Here is an 18,474-nt window from a genome sequence, read left to right as displayed (position 1 = left end):
ACACTGAGTATCGCCGCCCACCCGAACAGCACGAACAGATCCCTGTAGAACCGTCCCCGCGCGAGGCGCGTCCCGACGAGTTGTGTGGCGAGTCGACCCGCAACGCCGACTGCGGCCGCGAGCGCCGCCATCCCCGCGATCGCGATGGTGACCGTGAGAGCGACCAGCGGTGATCGCAGTCCGAGCGCGAGGCCTCCGGCGACGCCGAGCGTCGGCACGGCGAGCGAGGCGACGAGTCGCGCGGAGACGAATCCGAGCAAGCCAAGCGCGGGGGCCCTCGCCGGGACGGCCGTGAGAAGCATGTCGGGATTGAGGCGTGAAAACCGCTCGTGTGTCAGCGTGGCACTTCGCCACACCGCCCACGTGAACGCCACGACACCGGCGAGCCACAGTTCGGGGACCGGTATCGACTGCCCGGCGGCGAGATCGCGCCCGATCGACCGGCCGGCCGCGCCGAGGGCGGCGGCAACGGCGAGGCGGAGTCCGACGAGCAGTCCCCGGTGGAGCCGCGACTGGCCAGCATCGCGGCGATGACACCGCCACTCTGTACGGGCGATGCGGACGCTGTGCGCGAGTACTGTGGTGGCGCTCATATCGTCTTCCGTGGTTGGAGTCGTTGTCGGTCGGGGTCCGAAACGATCGGGCCGACTCGGGGTCGTCGGTCGGCGATCCGACCGCTCACGCTTGCCATGTTTCGGCCAGCGGTTATTAAAATTCCAATGTTTTCGATCAGGGATCGATCGGCCGTGACGGTCGTCCCGGGCAGCGGTCCGTCCCGCTACTCGACGGCCTGCTCACCGTCCTCGAGCAGCGACTCGAGGGTTTCCAGCGCCCGCAGACAGACGGGGACGTATCCCGTGGCGTAATGTGGAAGTTCGACGGCGACGCGACACCGATCGGAGCCGAGATCGTCGACGCGATGGCCGGTGGCGGGAATCCCCAGCACGCGCCAGGTCCACCGTCGTGACGTACACCCGGTAATTCGAAACGGCAGCCAGGCACCGGGAATCCGGACCCGGCCGGTCGTCCCCGGCCGCAGTCGGCGGTCCGTCGCCTCGACGCCGGTGATGAGCGGCGACCAGTCGGGCCACCGGGTGGTGTCGACGAGGGCGTCCCAGGCGTCGGTCGCGGGGACGGACAGAACGTGCGAGACTTCGAGACGGCGGCCGTCCGGCGTTCGCGTGTTCCCGACTCGGGTCATACGTTCGTCTATGGGGGCCGCAATCATGGGGGTTTGGGCCGCTCGTCGACCGATCGGCCGTCGAGACAGTCACGAGCCGCTANCAATCATGGGGGTTTGGGCCGCTCGTCGACCGATCGGCCGTCGAGACAGTCACGAGCCGCTAGGTTTTACTCGAGCGGCTCCTTCCGTCGGGCTAACGCATGGCGATACTCGAGGTCACTGATCTCCGGAAGGTATACGGCGGGTTCACCGCGGTCGAGGGGAGTTCCTTCGAGATCGAGCGCGGGGAGGTCTTCGGCGTCGTCGGTCCCAACGGCGCGGGCAAGACGACGACGCTGAAGATGCTGGCCGGGTTGATCGAACCCACCGCGGGCACCGCCGCCGTCGCCGGTCACACCCCGGGCGACGCCGAGATGCAGCGGCAACTCGGCTTTCTCCCCGAGGAGTCCCCGCTCTACGAGGAGATGACCGCGATCGGCTACCTCGAGTTCTTCGCGGACCTCTACGATGTCCCCGGTGACGTGGCTCGAGAGCGGATTCACGACTCCCTGGACCGGCTCGACCTCGAGCACCGCGACCGACGGATCGGCAACATGTCCAAGGGGATGCAACGAAAGGTCGCGATCGCGCGGGCGCTGGTGAACGATCCGGACGTGTTGATCTTCGACGAGCCGGCGTCGGGACTGGACCCGCTGACGACCAACTACATCATCGAGTTCACCCGCGAACTGAGCGACGAGGGGAAGACGATCGTCTTCAGCGCGCACAACCTCTTTCACGTCGAGAGTATCTGCGACCGAATCGTCATTATGAACGACGGGCGGATCGTCGCCCGCGGCACGCTCGAGGAGATTCGGGCGGCCCACGGCGGCACCGAGTATCACGTCTACGCGACCGCCGACGGCAGCGACGGGCTCCCGGACGGCCACGGTCCGATCGAGGTCACCCGCGAGAACGGACAGGTCCGCCACCTCGTCGCCGACATGAGCGCCGTCGAGGCCGTCCGAGAGGCCGTGGAAGCCGACGGGGGCCGCGTGACCGACATCCAGACGCAGACGCCGAGCCTCGAGGAGATCTTCCTCGACGTCGCAAGCGAGCCGACCGCGGAGGGGGAGTCGTGAGCGACGGCCGCGTCCGCGCGCTCGTCGAGCGATTCGGACGGGCCTGCCGCCACCTCCGCGAGACCAGCGCTCGTACGGGCCGGATCGCGCGCTGGGAAGTCCGCCGGAGCGCGGGCACCGTCGACCGGAAGACGGTGATCGCCCTCGTCGTGATGCTGCTCGCGGTCGGGACCGCCGGGTTCTCCGCCGCCGACGATGGGCTCGGCCTCGAGCGCGAAATCTACGTCGTCGGCGTCGACGAGGGGAGCCGGTACTACGATGTCGCCGCCGACAGCGAGCAGTTCCGGCCGGTTCCGCTCGCGGACGTTATCGCCGAGCACGACGGCGCGACAGACGGCGACGACATCGTCGTTCGCGGCGACGCGACCGTCGACGTCGTGGTAACTCGAGACGGCCGGATCGGCCACGTCGGCGAGAACGGGGCGGCCGCCTACGACGAGTTTCGCACCGCCATCGAAACGTACAACGCGAACCTGATGGCCGACGAAGAGGATCACGCCGCCGCGTATCCGGTGCACGTCACGCTCGAGTATCGGGATCGCGATCGCCCCGGATCGACCGTGTCGGGAGGCGATGACGGCGACGAAACCGAGGCGCAGACGGGGGCTGTCGATGGCTCGAACGAGACCGGTGACGGTGAGAGCGCTGCCGACGATGGCGGTGGCGACGAGCCCTTACAGGTGCCGGCCATCGGGGGCGGCGGTTCGACGCCGTCGACGGGGACGCCAGGCTCGATCGCGCCGCCGTTTCCCTTCACGTCGCTCGTCCTCGCGTTCCTGTTCGTCGTGCCGATGAACTTCGTCATTCAGGCCTACGGGAGCACGATCATGGACGAACGAGTCAAGCGGCGGGGCGAACTGCTGTTGGTCTCGCCGGCTTCGCGCTCCGAGATCGTCGCGGGCAAGACGCTGCCGTACCTGCTCGGGCTCGTGGGCGTCGTCGTCGCGATCGCGCTGGCGATTAAGGGCGGCCCGGTCGCGATCGCCGCGGCGCTGCCGATCGCCCTGCTCTTCCTGGCGGCGGCGTTCGTCGGCGCGATGTTCGCCCGGTCGTTCAAGGAACTCACGTTCGTGACGGTCACGATCAGCGTCGCGCTGACGACCTATACGTTCGTTCCGGCGATCTTCACCGACGTGACTTCGATCGCGTTGATCTCGCCGCTGACGCTGGTCGTGATGGACCTCCAGAACGAGCCGATTCAGCTCGGGGAGTACCTGTTCTCGACCGGCCCGTTCTACCTCAGCGCGGCCGTCTGCTTCCTGTTGGGGCTCGGCGTCTACCGCGAGGAGGACATGTTCGCTCAGAAGCCGATCCCGGCGAAAGTCCTCGACGCGATCGCGAATCGGGTCCGCGGCCCGTGGAGTCTCCCGCTGCTGTCGATCCTCTTTCTCCCCTTCGTCTTCGCCAGCCAACTCCTCTCGGTCGCGTTGCTGTTCGCCGTTCCGCAGTCGGTCGCCATTCCGTTGGTCGTCCTCGTCGCCGCGTCGGTCGAGGAGATCGCAAAGAGCATCCACGTCTACGCCGGCGTGACCCGCTCGCGATTCGACGCGACGCTGCGGACGGCCGTCGTAATGGGTGCACTCTCGGGGGGCGGGTTCTTCGTCGGCGAGAAACTCACTCACGTCGTCCAGTTCGTCGGGCTCCCGGACCTGGCCGTCGGCACCGCTGCCTTCGGCCCGGCCGTCTCGAGCGAGCCGCTGGTACTCGGGGCCGTCTTCCTCGCGCCGCTGGCCTTGCACGTCGGGACGGCCATCTGCTCGGCGGTCGGCGCGAGCCGTGGGCGGGCCGGCTACGCCCTCGGCCTCCTCACGGCGGTGCTCGTTCACGTGGCCTACAACCTGGGGGTGTTCGTCCTTGTCGCGTGATCGCGATCCCGAACGGACGCGGGACTCGAGCCGCCGAGGGCCGACCCCACCGACCCGACCGGACGACGAGGTCGAGTCGGGCTCGACGTGGGGTGCGCGGTGGGCGATTGCTCGCCGTGAGTTGCGCTCGCTGCGGTCCGAGAAGACGATCCTCCTGGCGCTCGCCATCCAGTTGTTCATCGCGGCGTTTTCCTCGTTTCTGGTCGTCGGGCTCGTCTCGCTGTACGATCCCGGCTCGATCGACGGCGACCGGACCGAGATCGCCGTCACCGGCAACGACACCGACACGATCCTCGCGGTCGCAAACGAGCAAGCGGGGGTCACCCCCCGACGCTACGACGACCCTGAGCGAGCCCACGACGCGTTCGACCTCCGGGAGGTGTCCGCCGTCGTCGAGGCCAACAGGCACGACGACGGCCGGCTCAGCGTCAGGGTCACTGCCCCCGAAGGGGACCTACAGACGAGCGTGCTCGTCGTCCACCTTCGGGAGACCCTGACTGCAGTCGAACGCATCGAGCGCCAGCGCAACGCCGACGCGGGGCGGCTCGAGCAGTCGCCCCTGCCGCTGCCGTCGTCGATCCAGGCCAGCTCGTACGTCGGCTTCACCTACACGATCCTGCTGCCGCTACTGTGCTTCCTCCCGGTGTTCATCAGCGGGTCGATCGCCGTCGATTCGTTGATCGAGGAACGCCAGCGGGGGACGCTCGAACTGCTCCGGGTCGCGCCGCTTTCGCTTGCGGACGTGATCGACGCGAAACTGCAGGCGATCGCAGTGCTGGCACCGCTGCAGGCGCTCGTCTGGCTCCTCTTGCTCGCGGGCAACGGGACGACGATCGCAGCCCCTATCGCACTGGTTGCGCTGGTCGCCGCGCTCTCGCTGCTCGTCGTCACTGCGGGGATCGGGATCGCGCTGTGGGCCCCCGATCGGCGGCAGGCTCAGTTGCTCTACTCTACGGCGACCGTCGGCGCGTTGGTCGCCGCGACGGTGTTGCCCGAACACCCCGCGAACACCGTCGCGAAGCTCGCGATCGGCAATCCGACGGCGACGACGTGGGGTCTGCTCGTCGGCTACTGCCTGCTCGCCGTCGGCGCGTTCGCCGCGCTCAGGCGGGTCATCGGTCGCCTCGAGCCGGACTCGCTCTAGGGCTTGCGGAGCCGTCGTGTTCCCGCGGGAGCCGTGACGCCAACGTGGCGGCATATCCGAAGCGCTTAGTCTTTCTAGACGTGCGTCCCTGTTAATGAGCAATCCCGATCAAGAGCGACCGGACCGCGACCCGCCGATACGGGAGTCCCCGGCCCGCGAGCCACCCGAACAGGAACAGGTCCGAGAAGCGGTCGAGCGGTCCAGAAGCGGCGCTCCGGCGGTCGGTGCGGTCGTGCGCGACCGGTTTTCCTCCGATGAAATCTTCCAGCGGATCGTCGCGGCCGCCGACGAGGAAGTCACCTCTGGGGGTCGCGAACTGTTCTTCAGCGGCCTCGCGGCCGGCTTCGCCATCACGATCACGTTCCTGCTGTATGCCACGCTGACCGCTTCGACCGACGGCCACCCGATATTGAGCAAGCTGTTGTATCCGCTGGGGTTCATCTACATCATCATCGGCGGCTACCAGCTCTACACCGAGAACACGCTGCCGCCGGTCGCACTAACCCTGGAGCGGTTGGCCAGCATTCCCACACTGCTTCGGCACTGGTCGATCGTCCTCGCCGGTAACTTCGCCGGCGGCGCGCTCGGCGCGCTCGCGCTCTCCTACGGCGGCGTCTTCGACGACGAGTCGGCGGCCGCCGCGATGGACCTCGCTCGACACGGCATCCAAACGTCGTGGTGGACGCTGTTCTCGAAGGCGGCGTTCGCGGGCCTGATCGTCGCCGGCGTCGTCTGGATCGTCTACGCCTCCCGCGACACCATCTCGCGGCTGGTCGTCGTCTACATGGCCTTCCTCGCGATCCCGCTCGGCGACCTGTTCCACGTCGTCGTCTCCTTTACCGAAATGCTGTACCTGGTCTTCGCCGGTGAACTGCACGTTTTCGTCGGCGTGACGGAGTTCGTTCTCCCGGTCCTGCTGGGGAACACCATTGGCGGGATCGTGCTCGTGACCGTGGTCAACTACTTCCAGACCAGTGAACACCGCCTCGAGTCGGCCCGGTTCGAAGGGGCCGACCGCCAGCTTTCGATTCCGGAGTGGCTGTTCGGCAGCTACGCCGGTCGGTCGTACGTGCCGTTGATCGATACCGCGGAGCCCCACCCCAGCGAGAACGGTGATTATCGGGTTCTCGTTCCGATCGCCAACCCCCGCACGGAGTCGACGATCGTCGATCTGGCCTGTCGGCTCGCCAGCGGCCACGAGAACGCGACGGTCCACGCCGTCCACATCGTCAAGATGCCGGGCCGGTCGTCGATGCGGTACGGTGCGGGACAGACCGAGCGGATCGTCTCCGAATCCGAGGATCGCATGGAGACCGTCCGGCAGCGTGCGGCCTCCTACGACGTCGACTTCGAGACGTCGACGGTCGTCTCCCACCGCTCGTTCGAGGACGTCTTCGACACCGCACAGCGGGAACGGGCCGATCTCGTGGTGCTGGGCTGGGGCGACGACCGGCCGTGGGGCCAGGGTCGCGCCGAGGGGCGGATAAACGAACTGACCAGCAACCTCCCGTGTGACTTCCTCATCCTCAAGGATCGGGACCTGGATACCTCCCGGATTCTGCTCCCGACCGCCGGCGGCCCGGACTCGGACTTGAGCGCCGCGGTCGCGCGCACGCTCCGGGACCGCTCCGGGGCCGAAATCACGCTGCAACACGTCGTCGCCAGCCCTGACGACCGGGAACGCGGCGAACAGTTCCTCGCCGAGTGGGCCGCCGAGCGCGACCTCGAGGACGCCGACCTCGTGGTCGATGACTCCGGCGATGTCGAACACGCGATCTGCCGACAGTCTCGGGACCACACGCTCGTTCTCATCGGCGCGACCGAGGAGGGCGTGATCTCGCGGCTGATGAGCGACTCGCTGCATATGGACGTCGTCAACGAGGTCGACAGCTCGGTCCTGTTGGCCGAACGGCCCAGCGAACGCACCGTCATTCAGCGGTTGTTCGGTCACTGGTAGTCGGCTCCGATCTCGGGCTGCGAGTGACCGTCTTTTTGTCGTCTCCCTCGAAACCGATGGGACATGAGTCATCGAAGTTACGTTGCTGCCGAACTCGCTGAGACGGCCGACCCCGACCCGGTCGTGGACGCTCTGGCTGGCGACGACACCCGGTTGAGCGGAGCCGACCGCTACGACGACGTGCTGACGTTCAGCGGGATGGAAGGGCCGGCTTCGGCTCTCGATCGCTTGCTCACCACCGTCAGTGACGCCCTCGAGCGGGCGGTGCTCGTGATCAATCACGATGGCGGGCGGGGTGAGATGATCGGCAGATACTACGAGAACGGGGCGGACGGCTTCGGGGCGGTCGAGGAGCTACGAACCGACTTCCGGTGGGAGCCGGGCGCGTACTTCGACTACTTCGCCGCAAAGTACGGGATTCATGCCGCCGTCTGACGACGCCCCGTCCCTGGAGACGCTCGCTGCACGGGTCGCCGAGACACCGCCTGCGGACCGCCGTGAACCGGCTCTGGAACTCGCCAAGCGACGGCTCGAGACCGTGCTTCCGTCCCAGTCGACGGCACTCACGGACGCCACCATCGACCGGCTGTGTCCCTGTCTCGATGATCCCGACCCGGCCGTTCGGAGCGCGGTGCTCGTCGTGTTGCGAAACGCGATGTACTTTCAGCTCCAGGGGGCCGAGATGGCGCTTTCCGAGCATCCGCCGGAAGCGCTCGCGGACCGACTGCTCGAGCGGATCGACGACGAACACTGGACCGTCAGACAGGCGGTCCTCCTGCCGAGGTACCTGCAGCCGATACTCGCGGCGACGTTCGAGAACGACGCCGACGTCGACGTGGACACCGACGCGCTGTCGGTATCCGCGTCGTGGCTGGCGGACCGCCTGTTCCAGCGGCTCACCGACCCGGTGCCGGTGATTCGCAAACGAACCAGCGCGCTCTTCTTCGAACTCGAGGACGCGTCGACGGTCGTGCTCGCCCACCCGGACCCGGACCGCGCGGTGACGACGCTGGTCGAGACGCTGACGGACCCGGCCGATACCGTTTTCAACAGGGGTGATGCCTGTGAACCGAGAAATGCGGCAATAGAGACGCTCCTCGAACTGACCGGGCATCGTCCCGAGTTGGTGACGCCCCACTTCGAGACGATGCTCGACCTCCTCACCGGCGACAACGGATACCTTCGATTTCGGATCGTCGAATTGAGCATCGACCTCCTCGAGCAGGGGGTGATCGGGTACGAGGCGATAGCCGACGATGTCATCGACGCACTGGAGCAGGGGTGCTATCCGTTGCGGACCGCGGAAACGATGCAACTGCTCGTCTCGGTCGCCCTCACACGCCCGGACGTGATCGACGACGTTGCGTCGACGCTCCGGACCGAACTCGCGGCGAACGATTCCAGACGGTTGTACGCGCAGCACACCGCCGCGGCGGACGCGCTCGGCAGACTCGTCCGCGAGAGCGAGCAGCCGTTCGGGGCGGTCGAAGAGACGGTGGCCGAGCGAACCGGCGATCGTTCGCTCTTCGACGCGGGTATCGATCCGCTGGTACCACTCGCCGAGGATCACCCGGCGTTCGTCGCCGATGCCCTCACAAACGGCTACGAGGCGTTGCGAGAGGAGGACATGTACGATGGGCGGTTCGACACGGAATTATTCGTCTCGGTTGCCGATCGCAACTCCGCGGCGGCCGAGCCCGTACTCGCCGCCCTCAGTGACGAGGCGAGCGTGCACAACGTCCGGAGGTTTCTGGCAAGCGTTTCCGAGACGTATCCGACGCTGGTCGCCGACATCGTTCCGGACCTGCTCGAGACCGTGGAGACGACCCCACCGATTCCGCGAACTGTCTGTCAGATCATCGCTACAACTGCCGGGACCGGCGTCCGAATCCCCGACGAACTCGTCGCGGCCGTCACGGAAAGCGTCGGGCCGATCGGGAACACGCCAGCATACAACAAAAACCGACGATACTGGGCCGTTCGGGCGCTGATTGCGCTCTCCGAGCGAAATCACGATGCCGTTCCCGACCGCATCGAGCCGTTCGTCGAGGCCTATCGAGACGGCCAACTCGACGACGCCGTCGATCCGCTCGAGTTGCCAGCCGCGAGGGAGGCAGGGTGGGAGCCCGTCGCCGATGAGTCCGAGCGATAACCGCGCCCGCCACTGTCGACAGGTCGACGTCACCATCGTGCCGGCGTCTCATCCGACCTGCGTCGAACACGGCGGGCAGGCCCTCGAAGCGCTCGAGGACCCCTCCAAGCCAGTTCCGATGGCCGGACACGAGCTGTAGGCGTTTCTCGAGGTCACGACCGTCGCGTTACTCTCGCGAGCATGACGCCTCGGTCGTATCGATGCCGAGCACGTAGTTCCCGCCACAGAACCGGGTCGTCGCGTTGAACAGTAGACCGGCCGCTGCGATGCCTGTCGCGACGGCGGTCCCGCGGCGGTCGGCGACGAGTGCCGCGACGGCGACCGCGAGCAAGCCGAGTCCCACGATTCCCCTGGCGAGTCGATCCAGTCCGCCGACGTTTCGTTCCATACACGACCAACGACTCGAGGGTAATAATCGATACCGCCAAACGGGATTACGGGACCGTCCGTGACGAGGTTCAGCGGCCGAACTGCCTCACGGCCGAGGAGGACACTACAGCGCGTCTACGAGACGGTTCCGATAAGTCCGAGGATTGATGGATGCGCACGTACGAGAACGCGTCTCGGTCGGCTCGCGAGCCGTCCGACTCTCGAGCGTTCCGTCACGGTGTCCCACGCCGCTCGAGCGGGGTAACTCACAGCACGAGCGCAAGCGAGACGAGCAGCCCACCGTGCCAGACGACGGTTGCGGCCGCGTACTTCGGGTCGGTCGTCGGGACCGGCGGGTTGCGGACGAGCGCCTCCCAGAGGAAGACGGTCGCCAGGAGCGCCCCGCCGAAGAGCCCGTGGCGAACGACAATCGCGGGATGAAGCCCGGCGGCCGCGCCGAGCAGCAGCGACGCGCCCATTCCGCCGAGCAGGCGATCGTAGTAGTCCATGTCCCTACGGGGAAACACGGGCTCCAGTGGCATCCCTCTTGAGTCGATTCCGACTCGCGCGGAGCCGGGATTCGGTTCTCACTGCGAGCAGAACGGGACCGATACTTACTCCCTCGCCGCCGGGAGTCCCCACGTCTCCTGCCGATACGCCATCTCCCAGAACCGATACTCGAGGCGCGCGCTCGTGAGGAACGCTGCCTCCATCGCCGGATACTGATCGGGATAGCGGTCGCCGCACCGATCGACGAACGCTCGCAACCAGTCGACGACCTCGCGGAACTCGTCGCTCGTGTACTTCTCGATGAAGGGCGTGTACCGATGGTCCGCCGTGGGTGCCAGATCCGCCATGTGGTCGGCGATATCGAGATAGCCCTGCCCGCAGGGATAGATCGCGGCCGCGATTTCCGGAAGCGTCCCCTCGTAGGCGGTTCGCAGCAGGAAGTTGGTGTAGGCGACGCAGGTCGGCGCTTTGTCGACCGACTCGAGGGCTTCCCGAGAGAGCCCGTACTCGGCGGCGAACGCGCGGTGGAGGTCCAACTCCTCGGCGAGCGTCGTGTGGGCGATGTCGAACAGTCGGGTCATCGTTTCCTCGTCGCGGGCCGTCGCGCCCGCGATAGCGAACACGCGGGCGTAGTCGAGCAGGTAGCGGTAATCCTGTCGGACCCAGGTCAGAAAGGCGTCTTCGTCGAGGGTACCGTCCGCGAGCTCCGTGACGAACGGGTGGCGTTTCTGTGCGTCCCAGATGGCCGCGCCTGCCTCGAGGAGTCGATCGCTGGTTGCCATGGTCGCCCGGAAGTAGGGCTGCGACGGTAATATTACTGGCCAATACAATCGCATGATCGGCCACAGTGCGACCACCTCGAATCGAAGCGGACTCGATCGGGAGTTCCGCCGGGGCGGCGTCAGGAAAGCCGCGCGGCGATGTCCGCCTCGGTGATGATCCCGACGGTTTCGCCGGCTTCGGTAATCATCACGGCTTTGTAGTGCTCGAGCAGATTGCTGATCTCGTCCAGCGTTGCGTCCTTCGAAACGGTCGGGAAGCTCTCGCTCATGTGTTTCTCGATGGATTCGTCGCGATCCTCGGAATCGAGGTGGACGAGGTCGCTCTGGCTGATCGACCCCACGGGGATGCCGTCCTGAATGACTGCCAGTTGCGAGTAGGCCTCCTCTTCCATCCGCTGGGCGGCCTCGCTGACGGGGTCGTCGGGGGCGACGCTGACGACGTCCTCGTTCATCAGGTCCGCCGCACGGATGACGTCGCTCTCGGCTTTTTCCAGGGCGTTGACGATCCGCCGGAGCGTCGACAGCCGCGGGTCCACGTCGCCGCCTTCGATCCGCGCGATCAGCGGCTGGGAGACGTCGGCCGTGTCCGCGAGTTCGCTCTGCGTGAGCCCGAGTTCGGTACGGCGCTGCCGGAGATCAGCGGGCGTCGGGAGTTCCATACGAATGGATAACCACGGGTTATAGAAAGTACTTTGGGTTACATTCGATCCGGGAACCGTCCGGGGAGCCGATTGGGACACGCCGTCCCCGCCCGCGGGGGTCGCCACTCGAAAACCGCACCGCGAGTCGCCCCGGTTGTCCGGACGTGAGAGAACAGTCCGCGATGCGACGTGTGCCCGGTGGTCGCTACTCGTCGTCCGCTTCGGTCTCGACGATGTCGACGACCGATAGCGGCACGTCGCGCAGCGCCCCGCCGACTTCGCTCTTTGCGATTCGAGAGGCGTGCTCTTCGCTGTCGGCGTTGAAGACCTCCATCTCGAGTGCGAGGCCGACTAGCGCGGTGTCGGCCGCGATGAAGGCCGAATCGAACGGCTCCCCACAGGCCGGACAGCCCGTCGCGCCGACCTCGACTTCGACGTAGTCCATGTCTTCGCTGTTGAGTCGCTTCCCGGCTTCGCTGACGGCGACGCCGATCGCGTCGTCGATCGCATCGACGTCACGAACGAGCCATGCCGCTTCCATCGCGACGAGATAATTGCCCATATGCTCCGGTCGGTCCGGGGGGTTTCCTGCTTTGCGGTTCGTCCGCGCCAGCGGTCGCTCGCACCGACCCCAGTATTGCAGCGCGCACGTCAGTCGGATGATTCCCATAACTTACGAGAAATCACCGGATCAATTCCCACCGCCATACCCGTGGATCGACTCGAGTACGCCTCGAGTTGTTCCCCCAACAAGCACGGTTTAATCGCAAGCGGGCGTCGACCCAAAAACGAATTAACGATCATTATGATCTCGATTCTTCAAGAAGGCTTATATATACCCTCCGTCTGGGCATCGATGAACGCTGATGATATCCCGCGCGTACCACGCGACCCTGTTCGCACTGTACCAACTGTGCATTATGGTCGGCATCGTCGCGATGCCGCTCGCGATCGCCGCCCGCCAGGCCGGCATCACCCTGCCGGTCCACCGCGTCCTCGAGAACGTCGAGGGGGCCTACGAAGCCGCACAGCACTGATCGACTGCTCGACTGCTGACTGGTTTTCCCGCACGCCGATCCCCGACCCGCAGGAGCCGACCCCGCGGTCCGACTCGTCGCTCGAGCCGCCGGTCCTCGCAGCCGGTGAAAGCGGAAACGGCAGTGGTGACCGCCGGTGTTTTATACCGTCCCGGTCGTAGGGTTCGATCAATGCGTACGCCCACACACGACTCCGATTTCTCTCGGACGGTCGACCAGTTGGCCGACGATCCGAACCCCTACGAGCCGGAGGTCGGATCGATGCCCCAGAACGACCTGACGCAGGCCGATCTGGACAACGTCAACAAGACCGGGACGACGACGATCGGCATCTCCACCGCCGACGGCGTCATCATCGCGACGGACATGCGCGCCAGTCTCGGCGGGCGCTTCGTCTCGAACAAGAACGTCCAGAAGGTCGAACAGATCCACCCGACCGCCGCGCTCACGCTCGTCGGCAGCGTCGGCGGTGCCCAGTCGTTCATTTCGACGCTCCGTGCCGAGGTCAACCTCTACGAGGCCCGACGCGGGGAGCGAATGAGCATCGATGCGCTGGCGACGCTCGCGGGTAACTTCGCCCGCGGCGGCCCGTTCTTCGCCATCCACCCCATTCTGGGCGGCGTCGACGACGAGGGCAGCCACGTCTACAGCATCGACCCCGCCGGCGGCGTGATGGAAGACGACTACACCGTCACCGGCAGCGGGATGCAACTCGCCTACGGTCACCTCGAGCAGGCCTACGAACCGGACATGTCCAACGAAGAAGCCAAGACCGTCGCCGCACGGGGCATCAAGTCCGCCGTCGAGCGCGACACCGGCTCCGGGAACGGCGTCTTCCTCGCGGAGATCACCGACGAAGGCGTCGACATCCACGGGCACCACGATTTCGACGACGTCCTCTAAACCGGCCGATACGGGCGGCTTTTCCGAAGTCGACGAACGACAAGTAGCGTCGCCGCTTCAGTTTACATCGATCTCACGCCAGTCCCGTGCGATCGGCGCGCAGTGTCGCGGTCACCATCGTGCCGGTCGGAACGGGTCGCCTCCGTGTCAGCGGATGAGTAACTTAGTCGAGTCGCGCTGACTGCTCGAGTCGAGCCTCGGCCAGCGGGGACTCCTCGAGTTGGACCGCACGTCCCGTCTCGCTCGAGCGGTAGATCGCGTCGATCACGCGCTGGACGGTCAGGGCCTCCGCGACGGTGTTCGTCTCCGGGATGCCGGCCGTCGCGATCGCCTCGAGGAACTGTTCGTCCTGTTCGGCGTAGCCGGTGACGGCCGAGTCGGCGGTCATGGCGACATCGGCGTAGTGATCACAGCCCGTGGTTCCGGCCTCGAGAATCCGGAGTTCGGTGTCGCCGATGTCGAACTGGGCACCGGATTGTGTGCCGCGCACGCGGAAGTCCATGCTCTCCTCGCGGTTCGTCGCCCACGCGGCCTCGAGCGAGATCGTCTGGCCGTCCGTTGTGCGGATGAACGCGCTGACGGAATCGTCGACCTCGTAGGCCTCGGCCTCCGCGTCCCAGTTGTCGCCGAACCCGTCGGGGTCGGCGAACTCCTCGCCGGTGCCGAACGTCGTCCGGGTGACGCCGCTGACTTCGGCGATATCGGGGAAGTCCAGCGCGTACAGCGCGAGGTCCAGCGCGTGAACGCCGATGTCGAGCAAGGCACCGCCGCCCGCGAGTTCGGGATCGGTGAACCACGATCCCGGCCCGGGGACCCCACGCCGGCGAACGTAGTTGGCCTCGACGTGCGTCAGATCGCCGAACCGACCGCGCGCGTGCTGCTCGTCGAACATGGCCATCGACGCCGCGTGCCGGTTGTGAAAACCGACCATACAGATGCCGTCCGATCGAGCCGCCGTCTCGGCGATCCGCTCCGCGCTCTCGAGCGTGTGTGCGAGGGGCTTTTCGACGAGGACGTCCAATCCCGCCTCGAGAGCCGTGACGGTGATCGGCTCGTGGAACCGGTTGGGCGTCGTCACGATGACGGCATCGACCGCGTCGTCAGCGACGAGTTCCTCGTGGGTCTCGTAGGTCCGCGCGCCGAACTCGCCGGCGAACCGATCGCGTTGCTCCGGAACGAGGTCCACGCCCGCGACGATCTCGGCACCGAGGTCACGGATGCTTCGCGCGTGGAGATTGCCCATGCCGCCGAGGCCGACGATACCGACCCCGATCCCGTCGCCGATCATGTCCAACCCCACGATTTCGTCGGAGTAGCAATGGCAGTAAAGCGAGAAACCGGCCATTTCGCTATCGGTTGCGTTCGATTCCGGTCCATACGGAGAAGGAGTGGGCGACCGAAATAAGGGTTATGACCGGTTAATCTATACAATTATTCTGTACTTCAGGTTTTAGAAGGTCATTCCCGCCCCCTATAGTGAATTGATGCGGAATATGTGAATTTCCAAGTGGCAAGACTGTCTTCGGTTTCCCGACCGGCGCTGCCGACCTGGTCATGTCCCGGCCGGATCGGTCGACCCGTTCCGTTGGCCCGACCGAACTATAAGTCGCTCGCAGGTGGAGGGACCCGCCATGGCCGACGTCACGATCTGGAACGAGTTCCGTCACGAACGCGAAGACGATGCGGTCGCAGCCGTCTACCCGGACGGCATTCACGCCCCCATTGCAGACGCACTCGCCGACGACCACGCGGTCCGAACCGCGACGCTCGACGACCCCGAGCACGGACTCACCGCGGCGGTCCTCGACGCGACGGACGTCCTGCTGTGGTGGGGACACGAGGCCCACGACGAGGTCCGAGACGAAATCGTCGATCGGGTCCACGAGCGCGTGCTCGAGGGCATGGGACTGATCCCGCTTCACTCGAGCCACTACTCGAAGCTCTTCAAGCGACTCATGGGAACGTCCTGTCAGTTGCAGTACCGCGAAGACGGGGGGACCGAGCGGCTGTGGGTCGTCGATCCCGGCCACCCGATCGCCGACGGGCTCGACGAATCAATCGAACTTCCCGAATCGGAGATGTACGGCGAGCCGTTCGATATCCCCGAGCCCGACCGACAGGTGTTCGTCAGCTGGTTCGAGGGCGGGGAGGTGTTTCGGAGCGGCTGCTGCTACCGGCGCGGCAACGGCCGAATCTTCTACTTCCGCCCGGGCCACGAGACGTATCCGATCTACGAGCACGACGACGTTCGACGGGTACTCCGAAACGCGGTCGACTGGGCCGCCCCGACCGAGGGCTCGCCGCGGACGTTCGGAGAACGGGAGTAACGGTCCGACTCACCCGCTTCGTTGCGTCTCGACCAGTTCGACGACGACCTCGAGATCGACGCCGGTCGCCGACTCCAGGCGCTCGCGAACGTCGGTGGCGAAGTCATCGGGGAGTTGCTCGCCCGGCGGTCGTTCGACGAGGACGGTAACCACCGGATCAGCGCCAGTGTAGACGTCGACGAGTTCGTAGTCGACGGCGAGTTCCCGGAACTGGAGATCGGTGCCGTCGGCCAGTCGTTCTTCGTTCATCGTCTCGAGTTCGGTCCGGACGTCGTGTTCGACCGCCGCAGTTCGGTAGGTCCCGTACGTGACACCGCCGAGAACGGCGGTGAGGATGGCGATCGCGACGAAGAGGACGGCGATTCGCGAACGAAGTCGCCCGTAGGCGCGCTCGATGTCCGCGGTCCGGTGCGGTCGGTAGCCCGAGAGCCACAACAGGAGCAACGCCGCGAAATTGATCGAGAGCATGTTGACCAACACGAGCGTACCGGCAGTGAGGACGACCTCCGGACGGCCCCAGGCGATGCCGAGCCCCGCGGTGGCCGCCGGCGGAACGAGCGCGACGGCGATCGCCACCCCGACGAGAACCGACCCGACGTTGCGAGTGAGGCTGACGACTGCGGCCACGCCGGACCCCAACGCGAGAAACAACGCGAGGAGATCGGGCGTGATCCGCTCGTGGATCTGGGGCACCGTCGTGATGTCGAACCCCGGCGGGAGCAATATCGTCCCCCTGAGCGCCCAGCCGATTACCGCCGCCGTCGCGACCGAGACCACGAGTCCGACTCCCTGGAGCACGACGCCCCGCGTCGCGAGTTGCTCGTCGTCGACGACGACACCGACGCTCGCCGACAGCGCCGGCCCCATCAGCGGTGCGACGACCATCGCACCGATGATCGTCGCCGCGGAATCGAGCAACAATCCCGCCGTCGCGATCGCCGTACTCACGACGAGCAGGCTGAAATAGGTCGAGACGGCCGGTGCGAGGTCGACCGCTCGCGACCGGAGTTCTTCTCGAGAGATTCGCGTCCCCGACACCCGAGTAGACAGGTCGTCGGTCCGCTCTGAGACGACCGCCTCCGCGGCGGTGACGACCGTATACGAGCGTTCGTCGAGCCCGGCGGCTCGAAAGTCGGCCATCAGCCCCTCCACGGCCGGCGGCGGGACGGGAATCGAAACGAGGGCCTCGAACTCGCCGCGGTCCGTATCCCGTGAGACGGTGTAGTCGACGCCGGCTTCCTCGACCGCCTCGAGAACGAGGTCCAACTCGCCTCGCGGCACGAATACCTGAACGAGACGCATACGGCCAGTACATCCGCTGTCTCTTATACACATCTCTGAGNAGATGTGTATAAGAGACAGGTCAGGTTCGGCGACCGCTTCGAGCGGCGTCGGCCGACACCGGTCGTAACTCCCCGCGGGGCGGTTCAGAACTCCTGTCGGCCCTCGTCCGTAATCACGCTCTCGAGCAGGTCGACCGGCGTCGCGTCGTAGGCGGGGTTCTCGATGGCGAACCCGTCGGCCGGCTCGGGCAGCACCTCGCTGCTCGGCCGGTACTCGTTCTCGAAGACGAACCCCTCGCTGACGATTTTCGAGGCCGAACCCAGGACGGTGACCGGAACGTCGAGTCGCGCGGCCGTCGACGCGATCGGGAACGTCCCGACGCGGTTGTACAGCGTCTCGTCGACGATACAGTCCATGCCGACGACGACCCGATCGCACTCCTCGAGGAGAAGTCCGTGCGCGTTGTCGGTGATCAGCGTCGTCTCGACCCCGTCGAACTCGGCGAGGGTTCGGGCCGTCTTGCGCCCGATGTATCGGGGCCGCGCCTCCGTGACGTAGACATCGAACGCCTTGCCGGCGTCGGTCGCCTGCTCGAGGGCCTCGGCCACCGTCGAGGAGTAGTCGTGGGTCAGGAGGGTCGCCCCGTCCTCGAGTACCGCCGCGGCGTTTTCGGCGGCCAGGCGTTTGCCGGCTTCGATCCGGGAGACGACCGCGTCGATCCTCTCACTGGTGAGTTGCTGGGCCGCCTCGACGCTGTCCGGGTCGGCCTCGGTCACGTCGTCGACGACCTCCCGGACGGCGTTCTGCAGCGAGGCGTGGGAGGGGTTCGCCCGCCGTAGGACGGAGCCGTTGCGCTCGAGGGCGCGCGTGTACTCCTCGACCGTTGCGAACTCCCGCCCGACCAGTTCCTCGAGGGCCTGGGTCGCGTGGACCGCGACCACCGAGGAACTGTGCGTCTGCATTTCACGGATTTCCTCGGCCGTCTCGTCGATCATACTCCGATGGTTTTCGGTCAGCGCAAAAGGTGTTCCGGGTGCACTCAGCCGTCCCATCGCAGATCCGTCACCCGGTCGCCGTCACGCGCTCTCGACGATCTCGAAACCGCGCCGCGGCCCGGTGCCAGAATGACCTGGCACCGAGTCGTCGATGATTTCACCGCTGCCCGCAGGCTTACGTCCTCGAGTCCCCTAGTGCCGCCG

At 66.3% G+C, this 18,474-nt stretch carries 19 protein-coding genes and 1 pseudogene; 10 read left to right on the top strand and 10 right to left on the bottom strand.

Annotated elements, in window-relative coordinates; translation table 11 throughout:
- Both C487_RS15635 and C487_RS15630 read right to left on the bottom strand, forming a co-directional pair.
- Window positions 1-593: pseudogene (locus C487_RS15635) on the bottom strand (hypothetical protein); the annotation flags it as partial.
- A gap of 185 nt (window positions 594-778) precedes the next feature.
- The gene (locus tag C487_RS15630; protein ID WP_006186786.1) at window positions 779-1,201 is read right to left on the bottom strand and encodes an SRPBCC family protein; all 423 of its coding nucleotides are present in this window, start codon (window positions 1,199-1,201) and stop codon (window positions 779-781) included.
- A gap of 182 nt (window positions 1,202-1,383) precedes the next feature.
- On the opposite strand from C487_RS15630, the gene C487_RS15625 reads away from it, so the two are divergent.
- From C487_RS15625 to C487_RS20685, 7 genes are all read left to right on the top strand, one after another.
- Window positions 1,384-2,304 carry an ABC transporter ATP-binding protein gene (locus C487_RS15625; RefSeq protein WP_006186785.1) on the top strand — a complete coding sequence of 307 codons (921 nt, stop codon included), beginning with the start codon at window positions 1,384-1,386 and terminating at the stop codon, window positions 2,302-2,304.
- A complete protein-coding gene (locus C487_RS15620; protein WP_006186784.1) occupies window positions 2,301-4,169 on the top strand; it encodes an ABC transporter permease family protein in 1,869 nt (622 codons plus the stop codon). The genes C487_RS15625 and C487_RS15620 overlap by 4 nt, the downstream gene beginning before the upstream one ends.
- Entirely contained in the window at window positions 4,159-5,313 is a 1,155-nt protein-coding gene (locus tag C487_RS15615; RefSeq protein ID WP_006186783.1) for an ABC transporter permease, read from the top strand. Before C487_RS15620 ends, C487_RS15615 begins: the two co-directional genes overlap by 11 nt.
- A 94-nt stretch (window positions 5,314-5,407) precedes the next feature.
- The gene (locus tag C487_RS15610) at window positions 5,408-7,270 is read left to right on the top strand and encodes a formate/nitrite transporter family protein (protein ID WP_006186782.1); all 1,863 of its coding nucleotides are present in this window, start codon (window positions 5,408-5,410) and stop codon (window positions 7,268-7,270) included.
- A 63-nt stretch (window positions 7,271-7,333) separates the two neighbouring features.
- Entirely contained in the window at window positions 7,334-7,705 is a 372-nt protein-coding gene (locus C487_RS15605; RefSeq protein ID WP_006186781.1) for a hypothetical protein, read from the top strand.
- Window positions 7,692-9,422: a hypothetical protein gene (locus C487_RS15600; RefSeq protein WP_006186780.1), complete on the top strand. Its 1,731-nt coding sequence runs from the start codon at window positions 7,692-7,694 to the stop codon at window positions 9,420-9,422. Before C487_RS15605 ends, C487_RS15600 begins: the two co-directional genes overlap by 14 nt.
- Window positions 9,406-9,561, top strand: coding sequence for a hypothetical protein (locus tag C487_RS20685; protein WP_161605719.1), 156 nt, complete (start codon window positions 9,406-9,408; stop codon window positions 9,559-9,561). Before C487_RS15600 ends, C487_RS20685 begins: the two co-directional genes overlap by 17 nt.
- Before the next feature lie 27 nt (window positions 9,562-9,588).
- On the opposite strand, the gene C487_RS15595 is transcribed toward C487_RS20685, so the two are convergent.
- The 5 genes from C487_RS15595 to C487_RS15575 form a co-directional block, all read right to left on the bottom strand.
- Window positions 9,589-9,810, bottom strand: a complete 222-nt coding sequence (locus tag C487_RS15595) for a YgaP family membrane protein (protein WP_006186779.1) — start codon at window positions 9,808-9,810, stop codon at window positions 9,589-9,591.
- A gap of 247 nt (window positions 9,811-10,057) precedes the next feature.
- On the bottom strand, window positions 10,058-10,300 hold the full coding sequence (locus C487_RS15590) for a hypothetical protein (protein ID WP_006186778.1): 243 nt from the start codon (window positions 10,298-10,300) through the stop codon (window positions 10,058-10,060).
- A gap of 105 nt (window positions 10,301-10,405) precedes the next feature.
- The gene (gene tenA, locus C487_RS15585) at window positions 10,406-11,083 is read right to left on the bottom strand and encodes a thiaminase II (protein ID WP_006186777.1); all 678 of its coding nucleotides are present in this window, start codon (window positions 11,081-11,083) and stop codon (window positions 10,406-10,408) included.
- 119 nt (window positions 11,084-11,202) lie between these two features.
- Window positions 11,203-11,742 carry a CBS domain-containing protein gene (locus tag C487_RS15580; RefSeq protein WP_006186776.1) on the bottom strand — a complete coding sequence of 180 codons (540 nt, stop codon included), beginning with the start codon at window positions 11,740-11,742 and terminating at the stop codon, window positions 11,203-11,205.
- A 187-nt stretch (window positions 11,743-11,929) separates the two neighbouring features.
- Window positions 11,930-12,286 (bottom strand): DUF555 domain-containing protein, encoded by a 357-nt coding sequence (locus C487_RS15575; RefSeq protein ID WP_006186775.1) that lies wholly within the window; start codon window positions 12,284-12,286, stop codon window positions 11,930-11,932.
- Between the two features lie 304 nt (window positions 12,287-12,590).
- Here C487_RS15575 and C487_RS21110 point away from each other — a divergent pair, with 304 nt between their 5' ends.
- Together C487_RS21110 and psmB are read left to right on the top strand one after the other, a co-directional pair.
- Entirely contained in the window at window positions 12,591-12,761 is a 171-nt protein-coding gene (locus C487_RS21110) for a hypothetical protein (protein ID WP_006186774.1), read from the top strand.
- 171 nt (window positions 12,762-12,932) lie between these two features.
- Window positions 12,933-13,664, top strand: a complete 732-nt coding sequence (gene psmB / locus C487_RS15570) for an archaeal proteasome endopeptidase complex subunit beta (RefSeq protein WP_006186773.1) — start codon at window positions 12,933-12,935, stop codon at window positions 13,662-13,664.
- A 163-nt stretch (window positions 13,665-13,827) separates the two neighbouring features.
- Here the strand turns inward: psmB and C487_RS15565 are convergent, their stop codons facing one another.
- Complete coding sequence (locus tag C487_RS15565; protein WP_049908199.1) at window positions 13,828-14,952, bottom strand: Gfo/Idh/MocA family protein; 1,125 nt, start codon at window positions 14,950-14,952, stop codon at window positions 13,828-13,830.
- Window positions 14,953-15,295: 343 nt separating this feature from the next.
- Here C487_RS15565 and C487_RS15560 point away from each other — a divergent pair, with 343 nt between their 5' ends.
- Window positions 15,296-15,991 (top strand): ThuA domain-containing protein, encoded by a 696-nt coding sequence (locus C487_RS15560; RefSeq protein WP_006186771.1) that lies wholly within the window; start codon window positions 15,296-15,298, stop codon window positions 15,989-15,991.
- A gap of 9 nt (window positions 15,992-16,000) precedes the next feature.
- Here C487_RS15560 and C487_RS15555 read toward each other — a convergent pair whose 3' ends face one another.
- Both C487_RS15555 and C487_RS15550 read right to left on the bottom strand, forming a co-directional pair.
- Window positions 16,001-17,293: a TIGR00341 family protein gene (locus C487_RS15555; RefSeq protein WP_006186770.1), complete on the bottom strand. Its 1,293-nt coding sequence runs from the start codon at window positions 17,291-17,293 to the stop codon at window positions 16,001-16,003.
- A gap of 125 nt (window positions 17,294-17,418) precedes the next feature.
- Window positions 17,419-18,270, bottom strand: a complete 852-nt coding sequence (locus C487_RS15550; RefSeq protein ID WP_006186769.1) for a translation initiation factor eIF-2B — start codon at window positions 18,268-18,270, stop codon at window positions 17,419-17,421.
- Window positions 18,271-18,474 lie beyond the last annotated feature (204 nt).

It is taken from the genome of Natrinema pallidum DSM 3751, from assembly GCF_000337615.1.
In the GTDB taxonomy this organism is placed as follows: domain Archaea; phylum Halobacteriota; class Halobacteria; order Halobacteriales; family Natrialbaceae; genus Natrinema; species Natrinema pallidum.
This window is presented reverse-complemented; position numbering and strand designations above follow the sequence as displayed.